This window comes from Kitasatospora sp. NPDC054939, assembly GCF_053610105.1.
In genome coordinates this window covers 173,579-186,617 of record NZ_JBSGXP010000001.1, presented here as the reverse complement: position 1 = coordinate 186,617, position 13,039 = coordinate 173,579, and the positions used below count along the sequence as shown (strand labels likewise).

The 13,039-nt window shown below is 74.2% G+C and carries 10 protein-coding genes; 5 read left to right on the top strand and 5 right to left on the bottom strand.

From position 1 onward, the window contains the following. Positions 1-33: 33 nt before the first annotated feature. Positions 34-285, bottom strand: coding sequence for a hypothetical protein (locus ACWGB8_RS00750; RefSeq protein ID WP_452208822.1), 252 nt, complete (start codon positions 283-285; stop codon positions 34-36). A 26-nt stretch (positions 286-311) separates the two neighbouring features. Further along, positions 312-1,493, bottom strand: coding sequence for an anion permease (locus ACWGB8_RS00745; RefSeq protein ID WP_452208820.1), 1,182 nt, complete (start codon positions 1,491-1,493; stop codon positions 312-314). Between the two features lie 383 nt (positions 1,494-1,876). Between ACWGB8_RS00745 and ACWGB8_RS00740 the strand changes: the two genes are divergently transcribed. Continuing rightward, positions 1,877-3,454 (top strand): NlpC/P60 family protein, encoded by a 1,578-nt coding sequence (locus ACWGB8_RS00740; protein ID WP_452208818.1) that lies wholly within the window; start codon positions 1,877-1,879, stop codon positions 3,452-3,454. A gap of 46 nt (positions 3,455-3,500) precedes the next feature. On the opposite strand, the gene ACWGB8_RS00735 is transcribed toward ACWGB8_RS00740, so the two are convergent. From ACWGB8_RS00735 to ACWGB8_RS00725, 3 genes are all read right to left on the bottom strand, one after another. Then, complete coding sequence (locus ACWGB8_RS00735; protein ID WP_452208816.1) at positions 3,501-5,789, bottom strand: FdhF/YdeP family oxidoreductase; 2,289 nt, start codon at positions 5,787-5,789, stop codon at positions 3,501-3,503. A 137-nt stretch (positions 5,790-5,926) separates the two neighbouring features. After that, positions 5,927-7,864, bottom strand: a complete 1,938-nt coding sequence (locus ACWGB8_RS00730) for an FAD/NAD(P)-binding protein (protein ID WP_452208814.1) — start codon at positions 7,862-7,864, stop codon at positions 5,927-5,929. Beyond that, positions 7,861-8,898, bottom strand: coding sequence for an amino acid ABC transporter permease (locus ACWGB8_RS00725; RefSeq protein ID WP_452208812.1), 1,038 nt, complete (start codon positions 8,896-8,898; stop codon positions 7,861-7,863). The genes ACWGB8_RS00730 and ACWGB8_RS00725 overlap by 4 nt, the downstream gene beginning before the upstream one ends. Before the next feature lie 675 nt (positions 8,899-9,573). On the opposite strand from ACWGB8_RS00725, the gene ACWGB8_RS00720 reads away from it, so the two are divergent. The 4 genes from ACWGB8_RS00720 to ACWGB8_RS00705 all read left to right on the top strand — a co-directional run bounded on the left by ACWGB8_RS00720 (position 9,574) and on the right by ACWGB8_RS00705 (position 12,983). Beyond that, complete coding sequence (locus ACWGB8_RS00720; RefSeq protein ID WP_452208810.1) at positions 9,574-10,056, top strand: GNAT family N-acetyltransferase; 483 nt, start codon at positions 9,574-9,576, stop codon at positions 10,054-10,056. 125 nt (positions 10,057-10,181) lie between these two features. Next, complete coding sequence (locus ACWGB8_RS00715; RefSeq protein WP_452208808.1) at positions 10,182-11,135, top strand: ABC transporter substrate-binding protein; 954 nt, start codon at positions 10,182-10,184, stop codon at positions 11,133-11,135. A 58-nt stretch (positions 11,136-11,193) separates the two neighbouring features. After that, entirely contained in the window at positions 11,194-12,210 is a 1,017-nt protein-coding gene (locus tag ACWGB8_RS00710) for an amino acid ABC transporter permease (protein ID WP_452208807.1), read from the top strand. Beyond that, a complete protein-coding gene (locus ACWGB8_RS00705) occupies positions 12,207-12,983 on the top strand; it encodes an amino acid ABC transporter ATP-binding protein (RefSeq protein WP_452208805.1) in 777 nt (258 codons plus the stop codon). Before ACWGB8_RS00710 ends, ACWGB8_RS00705 begins: the two co-directional genes overlap by 4 nt. Positions 12,984-13,039: the final 56 nt, after the last annotated feature.

The window sequence follows — 13,039 nt, the reverse complement described above, 5'->3', positions numbered from 1 at the left end:
CGGTGATCCGCTCCCGGGCCCTTCGCCGCATGCCTACTTGCTGGCGATCATGTACAGCCCGAAGAGCACCGCCGCCGCGCAGGCGGCGAAGCAGGTGTACGCGCCGACCAGGGCCGGCAGGCCGGCCGCGCCGCCGGCCGTCCCGGACTCCTCCGAGCGGGCGGCCACGGCCGCCTCCCGGCGGGAGAGCGCCACGATGCCGATGGCGAAGACCACGACCACCGCGAGGGTGACGCCGAAGCTGACGCCGGCGGTCTGGGCCAGGGCGTTCCACTTGATGTGCATGGGGATGGCTCCTCAGCCGACGGCGCTCAGGCCGCGACGGTGGTCGAGGCGGGGGTGGGGGCGGTGCCGGCGGCCTGGGCCACCTCCACCGGGGTGACGTCGACGTCGTCGTCGTTGACGTTGTGGGCGCCGACCGGCTGGCGGCGGGAGATCACCCACATCGCGCCCGAGCCGGCCACCAGCGCGGCACCCACCACGGCCACGCCCCAGTTGCCCTGGCCGGCGATGAACGCGGCGACACCGGACACCGTGGCGGCGGCGGGCAGGGTCAGGCCCCAGGTGTAGACCATGCGGCGGACCAGGCTCCAGCGCAGCTGGCCCTTCGGGCCGCCGAGGCCGGCGCCCATGATGCCGCCGGAGCAGACCTGGGTGGTGGAGAGGCCGAAGCCCATGTGCGAGGAGGTCAGGATGACCGTCGCGGCGGCGGACTCGGAGGAGAAGCCCTGCGCCGGGCGGATGTCGGCCAGGCCCTTGCCCATCGAGCGGATGATCCGCCAGCCGCCCATGTAGGTGCCGATGGCGATGGCCGCACCGGCCGAGACGATGACCCAGCTGGGGGGCAGCGCGCCCTTGGGCAGGGCGCCGACCGAGACCAGCGTCAGGGTGATGATGCCCATCGTCTTCTGGGCGTCGTTGGTGCCGTGGGCCAGCGAGATCAGCGAGGAGGAGAAGATCTGGCCGGTCTTGAAGCCCTTGCTCGCGGTCTCGCCGTCGGTGCGGCGGGTGATCGCGAACGCCAGCTTGGTGGCACCCCAGGCGGCCAGGCCCGCGACCAGCGGGGAGGCGACGGCCGGGATCAGGATCTTGGAGACGACGGTGTCGAAGTTGACGCCGTTCACGCCGACACCGACCACGGTGGCGCCGATCAGACCGCCGTACAGCGCGTGCGAGGAGCTGGAGGGCAGGCCCTTCAGCCAGGTGAGCAGATTCCAGAGAATCGCTCCGACGAGGGCGGCGAAGATGATCGACGGCTGGATGCCGGTCTTCTCGTTGACGATGCCGCCGGAGATGGTGGTGGCGACCTTCACGGAGAGGAAGGCGCCCGCGAAGTTCAGGACGGCCGCGATGGTGACCGCGACCTTGGGCCGAAGGGCTCCGGTGGCGATGGAGGTGGCCATCGCGTTGGCGGTGTCGTGGAACCCGTTGGTGAAGTCGAAGGCGAGCGCCGTGATGATCACAACGGCCACCAGGAACGAGATGTGTTCCATACCCAAACAATCGTCGTAGTTGTCGCACTGACGTTGGTGTCGAGCGCGACGGTAGGGACGCTCGGTGAACGGAAGGTGAACTGGATCGGGAATCGTGGTTCCGACCGTGTCCGAGGGGTGTCCGCAGCCTTGCCGGGAGGTGGCGTCGGGGCCGCTGAGCTGGACATTAGCGGAGAACGTCCGGATTCAGGGCGGTTTGGTGAGAGCTGTCTCACAACGCCGCCGGCCGCCGCGCCGACCGCCGCGCCGACCGCCGCGCCGGCCGAACCTGAGAATTAACCCCGCAGTGGGGGTGCGGTCTGTCTCGCACCGGCGGGGTCATGGCAGGATCGGCGGAGGTCTGCGGGTCATCGGAGGATCCGCAGGAGGGGGAGGGCACACCCATGGGCGGGGCAGCGCAGCACACGGAGCCGGGGATACGACCGTGGGTGCGGGCCGCCCTGCGCTGCGGAGCCGTCCTCGCGGCCGCCGCACTCGCCCTCCCGCTGGCCACCCAGGCGGCCTGGGCCGCCCCGGAACCGGGCGCCGGCCCGGGCGTCACCGCGCCCACCGCCTCGCCCGGCGACGACCCGCTCGCCGCCGCCAAGGCCACCCTCGGCCCGCTGCTCGACCAGCTGCACACGCTGTACAAGAGCGCCGAGGCCGCCACCGAGCAGTACAACGGCACCGTGGCCCGGCTCGCCGACCAGCAGGCGCAGGCCGCCGAGCTCACGGCCAAGGTCGAGCGGCAGCAGAAGTCCGTCGACGCCGGCACCGACATCGCCGCGCAGCTCGCCGCCGCCCAGTACCGCAACGGCTCCGCCTCCGCCTACGCCGAACTGCTGCTCGCCGAGAGCCCGTACGAGGCCGTCCACATCGCCGAGCTGCTCAGCGCCGCCAGCCGCTCGCAGTCGGAGTTCCTGGACAAGCTCAAGGCCGACCGCGACGCGCTCCACGTACTGCAGCAGCAGAACGACGAGGCCGTCCGCGCCTCCCAGGCGCTGGTGGTCCAGCAGGACGCCGCCAAGGCGCAGGTCGCCAAGGACCTCGCCGCCGTCGAGCAGCTGGTCTCCTCGCTCACCGGCGCCCAGCGCTCCGAGCTGGAGAAGCTGGAGAAGGCCAAGGCCGACGAGGCCCAGCTCGCCTTCCTGGCCTCCGGCGTCCTCGGCAAGGGCGAGCGCACCCCGTCACTGGCCGGGCGCGGCGCCGTCGCCTATGCCCTGGCCCAGCTCAACAAGCCGTACCTGTGGGGCGGCGCCGGGCCGGACTCCTTCGACTGCTCCGGCCTCACCTCGCAGGCCTGGCTGCACGCCGGCAAGCCCATCCCGCGCACCAGCCAGGAGCAGTGGGCCCAGCTCAAGCGGATCCCGCTGAACCAGCTGCGCCCCGGCGACCTGGTCATCTACTTCGAGGGCGCCACCCACGTCGCGATGTACATCGGCGGCGGGCTGGTCGTGCACGCGCCCCGGCCGGGCACCGTGATCCGGGTCGCCCCGGTCGGCGGCAACCCGATCCTCGGCGCGGTCCGGCCCGACCCGGAGACCGCGGCGGACGAGGCCGGCGGCGCCTGGAAGGTGCCCGACCTGCCGGCGAACTGGAACGCCGCCACCCCGATCGCGCCGATCCCGCAGGACCAGCGCCCGCCCGTTCCCGCCCCCGCCCCGGGCACCCCGGAGCCGGGCACCCCGGCCCCCACCCCCGGCACGCCCGTGCCGACCGGTCCGGCGACGCCGACCGGCCCGGGGACCGGCACCCCGACCGACCCGGGCACGGGCACGCCCACCGGGACCCCGACCGGTACGCCGACGGGCACCCCGACCGGTACGCCCGACCCGTCCGGCACCGGCAACCCGACGCCCACCGGCACCGGCACCCCGACCGACCCGGCCACCGGCACCGGCAGCCCGGCGCCCACCGGTACCGGTTCGCAGTCGCCGTCCGGCACCGGCACGCCGAGCACGCTGCCGCCCGGCCAGAACTGACCGCGCACCGGGTGCGGGCCGGCCGGCCCGCACCCGGTGACGGGTGCTAGACGGCGTCCGCGCCGCTGTCCGGCTCGAAGCGCACCACCACGGCCTTGGAGGTCGGGGTGTTGCTGACGTCCGCGGTCGAGTCCAGCGGGACCAGCACGTTGGTCTCCGGGTAGTACGCCGCCGCGCCGCCCCGGGCCACCGGGTAGTGGACCACCCGGAAGTGCGGGGCGCGGCGCTCCACGCCGTCCCGCCACTCGCCGACCAGGTCGACGTAGCCGCCGTCGGCCAGGCCCAGCTCGGCGGCGTCGGCGGGGTTCACCAGGACCACCCGGCGCCCGCCGCGGATGCCGCGGTAGCGGTCGTCGAGGCCGTAGATCGTGGTGTTGTACTGGTCGTGCGAGCGCAGGGTCTGCAGCAGCAGCCGGCCCGCCGGGACCTCGGGCGCGGTGAGCGGGTTGACCGTGAAGTTCGCCCGGCCGGTCGCGGTGGGGAAGGTCCGCGAGTCGCGCGGGCCGTGCGGCAGGGTGAAGCCGCCCGGGCGGCGGACCTTCTCGTTGTAGTCCTCGAAGCCGGGGACGACCCGGGCGATCCGGTCCCGCAGGGTGTCGTAGTCGGCGGCGAAGTCCTCCCACGGCACGGTGTCCTGCGGGCCGAGCGCGGCGCGGGCCAGCCGGCAGACGATCGCCGTCTCGGACAGCAGCCCCGGGGCGGGCGGGCGCAGGCCGCCGCGCGAGGAGTGCACCTGGCCCATCGAGTCCTCGACGCTGACGAACTGGGCGCCGTGCGCGGTGACGTCCCGGTCGGTGCGGCCGAGGGTGGGCAGGATCAGCGCGCGGGCGCCGGTGACCACGTGCGAGCGGTTCAGCTTGGTGGAGACGTGCACGGTCAGGCGGCAGCGGCGCATCGCGGCCTCGGTCACCGCGGTGTCCGGGGTGGCGGCGACGAAGTTGCCGCCCATCGCGAAGAACACCCCGATCCGGCCGTCGCGCATCGCCCGGATGGTGTCCACCGAGTCGAGGCCGTGCTCGCGCGGCGGCTCGAACCCGAACTCCTTGCCCAGCGCGTCCAGGAAGCCCGCGGTGGGCCGCTCGAAGATGCCCATCGTCCGGTCGCCCTGCACGTTGCTGTGCCCGCGCACCGGGCAGACCCCGGCGCCGGGCCGGCCGACGTTGCCGCGCAGCAGCAGGAAGTTGACCACCTCGCGGATGGTCGGCACGGCGTGCTTGTGCTGGGTCAGGCCCATCGCCCAGCAGACGATGATCTTCCGGGAGGCGAGGACCAGCCGGCCGAGCTCCTCGATCTGCTCCCACGGCAGCCCGGTGGCGGCCAGCACCTCTTCCCGGTCGGTGCCCCGGACCTCGGCCGCGAACTCCTCGAAGCCGTGGCAGTGCTCGTCGACGAACTCCCGGTCGACGCCGTCCCGTTCGAGGATCATCCGGTTGAGGGCCCGGAACAGTGCGAGGTCCCCGCCGAGCCGGATCTGCAGGAACAGATCGGTCAGCTTGGTGCCGTGCCCGACCAGCCCGCGGGCGTGCTGCGGGTTCTTGAACCGCTCCAGCCCGGCCTCCGGCAGCGGGTTGACGCTGACGATCGACGCGCCGGCCCGCTTGGCCCGCTCCAGTGCGGAGAGCATCCGGGGGTGGTTGGTGCCCGGGTTCTGGCCCGCCACGATGATCAGGTCGGCCTGGTGGAGGTCCTTCAGGCTGACGCTGCCCTTGCCCACGCCCAGCGTCTCGGTGAGCGCCGAACCGGACGACTCGTGGCACATGTTGGAGCAGTCCGGCAGGTTGTTGGTGCCCAGCCGGCGGGCGAACAGCTGGTAGGCGAAGGCGGCCTCGTTGCTGGTCCGGCCGGAGGTGTAGAAGGCGGCGCCGTCCGGGGTGTCCAGGGCGCGCAGCTCCTCGGCGATCAGCGCGAAGGCGTCGTCCCAGGAGATCGGCGTGTAGTGCGCGGCGCCCTCGTCCAGCAGCATCGGCTGGGTGAGCCGGCCCTGCTGGCCGAGCCAGTAGCCGGAGCGCTCGGCCAGTTCGGCGACCGGATGGGCGGCGAAGAACTCGGCCCGGATCCGCCGCTCGGTGGCCTCCTCGGCGACCGCCTTGGCACCGTTCTCGCAGAACTCGGCGGTGTGCGTCTTCCCCGGCTCCGGCCAGGCGCAGCCGGGGCAGTCGAAGCCGTCCGGCTGGTTGACCTTGCGCAGTGTGGCCAGCGTGCGGCGGGCGCCCATCTGTTCGGCGGCCATCCGCAGGCTGTGGCCGACGGCGGGCAGCCCGGCCGCGGCGTGCTGGGGCGCGGACACCTCGGGGGCGTCCTGCGCCGGGTCGCTCTGCGGCGCCTGCTTGGCCATGGCTGCGTTCCTCCGGCTCGTCCCGGCCCCGCGCCGTCGCGGGTCCGCACACCCATCCTTCCACCTGCGGCATCCCCCCGGACCGGGCGGGCGTACGGGCCGGGGGCGCGGGGCCGGACGGCGGGCCGGCGCGGGGCTCAGGCGGCGCGCGGGTCGGCCTCCGCCGCCGGGGCGGCCCCGCCGAGCGCGGCCAGGTCGCGCAGCAGGGCGCGGGCGGCGGCGTCGTTCTGGCGGAAGCCGGGGGCGTCGGTGCGCGGCCGGGCGAACGCGGCGGCGGCCCGGAGGCTGGTGTGCGGGCCGAGCGCGGTGCGGCGCGGGTGCGGGGCGCCGCCGAGCGCGGGGTCGAGGATCCGGCTGTCGGCGGGGTCGATGGTGACCAGGCCGGAGCGGTGGGCGTACCCGGGGTCGGCGACCACCTCCTCGGTGATCCGCCCGGCCCGGTGCAGCGCCGCCAGCAGCGGGTCGAGGGTGCGGTCCAGGACGTGCCGGGGCAGGTACGCCTCGACCAGTGCGGTGGCCTCGACGGTGCGGCCGGGCACGGTGGCCCCGCCGGCCCGCCAGGTGCCGGCGGCCTCGTCGCGTTCGACGGTGATCCCGGCGCCCAGGAAGCGCAGCACCCCGGCCTCGGCGAGGGCGAGCAGCTGGCGCAGCCTGAAGCCGGGCGGGCCGGAGGCGAGGTAGCTGAAGTAGCCGAAGAACCAGCCGTCGACCTCCTCGGCGACCGAGCGGGCGGTGAGCCGGCCGGACGCGGTCACCCGGGGCAGCTGGACGAAGAGCGAGAGCAGGGCGAGGAAGGCGCCGAGGTCGGCGCTGTGGGCGGGGTCGGCGCGGCGGTCGGCGTCGGCGGTGATGTAGGCGCGCAGATGCTGCTGGAGCTCCTCGGCGGAGTCCAGCCGCAGGCCCTCCAGCGGGTGGTCGAGCCGTTCGAGGTCGAGCCGGTCGGCCGGGTCGGGGACGGCCCCGGCGACCAGTTCGGCCAGTTCGGGGGAGTACCAGTCGAGGCGGTCGTACGCCGCGAGGAACTCCGCCCAGGGCAGCGCGGTGCGGTCCGGGTGGGCGTGGAACAGCTCGTGGTAGTGCCCGAAGCCGATGTCCTTGGCCATCAACGGCCAGAAGTCGCGCCGCAGTTCGAGCGGGCCCGGGCGGGCCAGTACGGCGTCGACGGCGGCCGCGTCGAAGTAGCGGGGGAGCGGGGCGGGCGGCCCCTGCAGCCGGTACCCGGTCTTGGAGTGGTACGGCACCCCGCGCCGCGAGCCGACGTGGACGACCGGCTCGCGCCCGGAGGGCAGGTAGCGCAGGCCGTCCGGGCCCTCCTCGTACCGGCCGCCGCGGCCCTCGGTGAGCAGCGAGAGCAGGTCGACGAAGGCCAGGCCGAAGCCGCGCAGCACCAGGTGCTCGCCGGGGGCGATCCCGTCGAGGTCGGCGTCGGCGGAGAAGGCGGGCGGCAGGTGGAAGCGGCCGTGCCGGGCGGCGAAGTCGGCGTCGGCGGCGTACCGGGGGTCGGTGCGGGAGCCGAGGTGGCCCAGGGCGAGGGTGACGTGGTCGGCGGTGAGCACCCGCCCACCGCCGAGGTGGACGGCCTGCGGCCCGTCGGCGGGCCCCTCGACGCGGAGCACGGTGTCGCGGTGGACGGCTACCGTGACGTGCGGCGGCAGGTCGGCCACCGCGCGGCGGAACACCCAGTCCAGGTAGGCGCTCTGGGCCCGCCGGGTGGGGAAGTCGGTCGGCGCGAGGGTGCGCAGCTCCGCCCGGACGGCGGGGTCGTCGACCGGTCGGTGCGGGGCGAACTCCTCCATCCGGGCGGCCCATTCGGCCAGCGAGGGGCCGGGGCGGACCGGCCCCTCGACGGTGGACCGCTCGTCGGTGAACATGGTGACGTCCTCGGCCATCGAGTTCATCCGCAGCAGCGGGGACTGCGCGTGGCGCCAGATCCGGCCGCCGCCGGGCGGGTACGGGTCGACCAGGTGGATGTGCAACGGCCGGTCGGGGGGGAGCAGTTCGGCGGCGTTGGCGGCGATCCGCTCCAGCAGCCCGGTGGCCCGGGGGCCGGCCCCGGCGATCAGCAGGGTGCTCATCGGGCGGCCTTCGCGGCGGTGGCGACGACGTCGTCGGTGTTGTCGGCGGCGGCGCGGGTGCGCAGCCGCTCCCAGGAGGCGCGGGCCCGCTGCAGGGGAGTGGGCGGCAGGCCCTCGCGGGTGGCGCCCTTGGCGTAGTGGCGCTCGACGTAGTACTGGCCGATCGAGAGCACCGTGGTGACCACGATGTACCAGATGGTGGCGACCGTGAGCATCGGGATGACCTGGTAGGTCTGCAGGTAGACCAGCTGCACCGAGTAGAGCAGGTCGGAGACGGCCAGCACGCTGATGATGCTGGTGCCCTTGAGCGCGCTGATCAGCATGTTGCCGGCGGTCGGCACGATCGAGCGCATCGCCTGCGGGACGACGATCCGGCGCAGCACCCGCCACCGGCCGAGCCCGAGCGCCTGGGCGGCCTCCAACTGCCCCCGGTCGACGGAGAGCAGGCCGCCGCGCACCACCTCGGCGGCGTACGCGGCCTCCAGCAGGGTCAGCCCGATGACGGCGGTGAGGGTCGGCCCGAAGAGGTTGACGGTCCTGACGGTGACGAACTCCGGGCCGAACGGGATGCCGAGGCCGAGCGTCGGGTAGAGCGCGCCGATGTTGAAGAAGAACAGCAGCTGCACCAGGGCGGGGGTGGAGCGGAAGATCCAGATGTACACCCAGGCGAGCGTGCGCAGCACCGGGTTGCCCGACATCCGCATGGTGGCGAGCACCGTGCCCAGGACGAAGCCGAGTCCCAGGGTGGCGGCGGTCAGCCAGAGGGTGAGCGCCAGCCCGTCGAGCACCGAGGCGGCGGTGAACCACTGGGCCACCACGTCCCACTGGAACGCGTCGTTGCGGATCACCGAGTTGACCGCCATGGCGGCCAGCAGCAGGGCGACCGCGGCGGCGATCCACTGGCCGGGGCGGCGGCGGGCGACGATCGGGGCCCCGGCGTCGGGGAGGCCGGCGGGGGCGCCGGAGCCGGGGGCGGTGCGGCGGGCGGCGCCGGTCGGGGCGGGTGCGGGCAGGACGTCCTGCGGGGTGGCCATGGGGAGGGCTCCAAGCGGCGAGGCGGGGGCGTACGGGCGCTGTCACGTACGGCGGGCGGCCCGGGGGCCTCCGCTGCGCCGGCGGGCGTCCCTCAACGCGGCCGGGCACTGCACTCACTCCGGGGCGATCGTACGCATGCGCGATCGCCGGCTGTCAAGAGTGGTGCGGGGCGGGGCTGTTGAGGCGCGGTTGACCGTACAGGGGCGACAGGAGATCGCAACAGTGCGGCAATGGAGGACGGTTGACGCGGTGCGGCCCGCACTGCTCAACTGGGGCCATGTACGCCGAGCAGCCCCTGGTCACCCGCGACCACATCGACTTCGGTCGAGTGTGGTCCGCGGCGTGTTGCGGCTGACCCGGTAGCGGGCGGCCCGGCCGGCCCTCCCCTTCGTCGGGGACTCCTCCCTCGGTGCCCCGTCGCGGGCCGCGGACCGTCCTGACCGGACGGACCCTCCGGCGCACGCCTCCGCCTCCTCCCCGCCACTGCACTCCGGCAGTTCCACCGTCACGTACGCCCCGACGCGCCCGTCTGCGCGCCCTGCGGCCTGCCCGCAGCCGTCCGCCCCGCCGTGCCATGCCCCTGTGCCCCGCCCGCCGTGCCCCACCGCCGTCCGGCCCCGCCCCGGTCGCGGCGGTCCGCGGCGCGCCGCACCGAGCCGCCCGAAAGGTCCGCCATGCCCGTAGAACTGGAGATCGAGGTCCGCCGGGTGGCCATCGACGACCCGTTGGCCGAACCGCTGCTGCGCGAGCTGACGCAGGAGTACGTCACCCGGTACGGGCCGCAGGGGCGCGACGAGATGGCCCGCTACCCGGGCTCCGCCTTCGCCGAGCCGACCGGCCTGCTGCTGCTCCTGCTGGAGGACGGCGCACCCGTGGCCGGCGGCGCCTACATGTACCGCGACCCCGGGACGGCCGAGGTGAAGCGGATGTGGACGCACTCGGCGCACCGCCGGCGCGGCCTGGGCAGCCGGGTCCTGGCCGAGCTGGAGCGGGCGGCCCGCACGGCCGGCTACACCCGGCTGTACCTCACCACCGGGCCCCGGCAGCCGGAGGCCCGGGCCCTCTACCTGGCCAACGGCTACGCCCCGCTGTTCGACGTCACCGCGGACCCGGCGACGGTCGGCCCGCTGCCGTTCGAGAAGCACCTGCCGGACTGACCCCGGGTCCCGCGCACCGTCCCGACCGCCCCGCCCGCACCGTTCCCGCGCACCGCCCCGTCCGAACGCACCACCCCGAGCACCGCACCCCCTGTACGCGCACACCCCTGCGAAAGGCACCCCCCGTGAGAGCGACCACCGTCCGCCGCCGGTTCGCGGCCACCGCCCTGCTCCCGGCCCTGGCCCTGGTCCTGGCCGCGTGCGGGTCGGACCCGCAGCTGCCGTCGCAGAACGGCTCGGCCAACCCGGCCGTCGCCGCGGCGGGCCAGGACGTCGTCTCCGGCCTCGCGAAGTCCGAGGCCGCCGCCGCGCTGCTGCCGGAGGACGTCCGCAAGGCCGGCGTGGTCCGGTTCGGCTCGTCCATCGCCTCGCCGCCCGCCGCCTTCTACCCCGACCAGGCGACCAAGAAGGCCGCCGGCATCGACATCGACTTCACCGATGCGGTGGCCAGGCTCCTCGGGCTGACCGTGCAGCGCGAGGAGGCCGCCTTCGAGACCATCCTGCCCGCCCTCGGCAGCGGCAAGTACGACGTCGGCACCGGCAACTTCGGGGTGACCACCGCCCGGTTGAAGACCATCGACTTCGTCACCTACATCAACGACGGCCAGGGCTTCGCGGTCAAGAAGGACAACACCTCCGTCCAGCCGGTGAAGGACCTCGCCCAGCTCTGCGGGCTGACCGTCGGCACCGGCGCCGGCACCACCTTCGAGACCACCCTGAACACCCGCAGGAACGTCTGCACCGACGCGGGCAGGAAGCCGTACGAGGTCCGGGCGTTCAGCGACAACGGGGCCGTGCTGACCGCGCTCCAGCAGGGCCGGGTCGACGTGGTGATGTCGACCATCAACGGGCTGCGCCACCAGGCCGCCCAGGAGGCGGCGGGCACCCGCTTCCTCGGCGAGTTCAAGCGCCTCGACGTCGGCTTCGCGTTCAAGAAGGAGTCGCCGCTCACCCCCGCCTTCCAGGCCGCCGTCAACCAGCTGATCAAGGACGGCACGTACCAGCGGATCCTGCGCAAGTGGGGGGTCGCCGAGTCGGCGATCGAGGAGTCGAGGATCAGCCCGCCCGAGCACGCGTGAGCCGCAGCCAGGCCCCGTCCCTTCCCCTCTGTCAGGGCCGCAACGGAGGAATCCCGCCATGACCGTCACCACCCCCGGACCGGACGCCCCGGTGAGACCGCCGGGCCGCACCCGCCCCACCGCCGCCGGCGGACTCGACGCCCTCGACGGGCTGAAGGTCGTCCGCGCCCGGTACCCCTGGCGCTGGGCGGCCGGCCTGGCCGCCGCCGTCCTGGTGCTGCAGTTCGCCCACGGGCTGGCCACCAACCCCGGCTGGGACTGGCCGACCTTCCGCGCCTTCTTCGCCACCGACACCATCCTGAAGGCCGTCCGCCTCACCCTCGAACTCACCCTCTACGGCACGGCGCTGGGCTTCCTGCTCGGCGCGGTGGTCGCCGCGATGCGGCTGTCGCGCAGCGCCGTCCTGCAGACCATCGCCTGGGCGTACGTCTGGGCGTTCCGCTCCATCCCGCTGATCGTGCAGCTGGTCTTCTGGTTCAACCTCTCCTACCTCTACAAGCACATCGGCCTGGGCGTCCCGTTCGGCCCGGTCTTCGTGGAGTTCGAGACGATGGGCGTGCTCGGCGCGCTCGGGGCCGCCGTGATCGGGCTCGCGCTGCACCAGGCCGCGTACGCCGCCGAGGTGATCCGCGGCGGGATCGTGGCCGTGGAGACCGGGCAGCTGGAGGCCGCCGCCGCGCTCGGCATCCCGCGGTGGCGCCAGGCCTGGCGGATCGTGCTGCCGCAGGCGATGCGCGGCATCCTGCCGGCCGCCGCCAACGAGGTCATCTCGCTGTTCAAGTCCACCTCGGTGGTCTACGTGATGGCCCTGGGCGAGCTCTTCTACCAGGTGCAGGTGATCTACGGCCGCACCGGCCGGGTGGTCCCGCTGCTGATGGTCGCCACCGTCTGGTACGTGGTGCTGACCACCGTCCTCTCGATCGGCCAGTACTACGTCGAGCGGTACTTCGCCCGCGGCAGCAGCCGCACCCCGCCGCCCACCCCGCTGCAGCGCGTCCGGACCTTCGCCCGGCACCTGCAGGACACCCGCCGCACCCCGCCGAGCCGCACCGAGACCACCGGAGGACGTCCATGACCACAACGACCGCGGAACCGATGGTGCAGGTCAGGGGCGTGCACAAGAGCTTCGGCCCGCTCGCCGTGCTGCGCGGGGTCGACCTGGACGTCCCGGCCGGCTCGGTGACGGTGGTGCTCGGCCCGTCCGGCTCCGGCAAGTCCACCCTGCTGAGGGCGATCAACCACCTGGAGAAGCTCGACCGCGGCTTCGTCGCCATCGACGGCGAGCTGATCGGCTACCGGCGCTCCGGCGACCGGCTGTACGAGCTGAAGGAGCGCGAGGTGCTGCGCCAGCGCACCGGGATCGGCTTCGTCTTTCAGAACTTCAACCTCTTCCCGCACCTCACCGTGCTGGAGAACCTGGTCGAGGCCCCGATCAGCGCGCTGCGCCGGCCCAAGGCCGAGGCCCGCAAGGCCGCCCTGGGCCTGCTCGCCCGGGTCGGCCTCTCCGACAAGGCGGGCGCCTACCCGCGCCAGCTCTCCGGCGGCCAGCAGCAGCGGGTGGCGATCGCCCGGGCGCTGGCCCTGGAGCCGAAGGTGCTGCTGTTCGACGAGCCCACCTCGGCCCTCGACCCCGAGCTGGTCGGCGAGGTGCTGGACGTCATCAAGGACCTCGCCGGCACCGGGACCACCATGGTCGTGGTCACCCACGAGATCGGCTTCGCCCGTGAGGTCGCCGACACGGTGGTCTTCATGGACGGCGGCGTGGTCGTCGAGCAGGGCCCGCCGGAGGCCGTCCTGGACGACCCGCAGCACGAACGGACCCGGGCCTTCCTCGCCAAGGTCCTCTGAGCCGCGGAACCCGGAAGCCCGGAGCACCCCCGCGCCCCCGCGCCCACCCTCCGAAC

What these genes read in the sequence shown, in the direction of transcription:
- ACWGB8_RS00750 (WP_452208822.1), bottom strand. Translation starts at nt 285, where the DNA reads ATGCACATCAAGTGGAACGCCCTGGCCCAGACCGCCGGCGTCAGCTTC.
- ACWGB8_RS00745 (WP_452208820.1), bottom strand. Translation starts at nt 1,493, where the DNA reads ATGGAACACATCTCGTTCCTGGTGGCCGTTGTGATCATCACGGCGCTC.
- ACWGB8_RS00740 (WP_452208818.1), top strand. Translation starts at nt 1,877, where the DNA reads ATGGGCGGGGCAGCGCAGCACACGGAGCCGGGGATACGACCGTGGGTG.
- ACWGB8_RS00735 (WP_452208816.1), bottom strand. Translation starts at nt 5,789, where the DNA reads ATGGCCAAGCAGGCGCCGCAGAGCGACCCGGCGCAGGACGCCCCCGAG.
- ACWGB8_RS00730 (WP_452208814.1), bottom strand. Translation starts at nt 7,864, where the DNA reads ATGAGCACCCTGCTGATCGCCGGGGCCGGCCCCCGGGCCACCGGGCTG.
- ACWGB8_RS00725 (WP_452208812.1), bottom strand. Translation starts at nt 8,898, where the DNA reads ATGGCCACCCCGCAGGACGTCCTGCCCGCACCCGCCCCGACCGGCGCC.
- ACWGB8_RS00720 (WP_452208810.1), top strand. Translation starts at nt 9,574, where the DNA reads ATGCCCGTAGAACTGGAGATCGAGGTCCGCCGGGTGGCCATCGACGAC.
- ACWGB8_RS00710 (WP_452208807.1), top strand. Translation starts at nt 11,194, where the DNA reads ATGACCGTCACCACCCCCGGACCGGACGCCCCGGTGAGACCGCCGGGC.
- ACWGB8_RS00705 (WP_452208805.1), top strand. Translation starts at nt 12,207, where the DNA reads ATGACCACAACGACCGCGGAACCGATGGTGCAGGTCAGGGGCGTGCAC.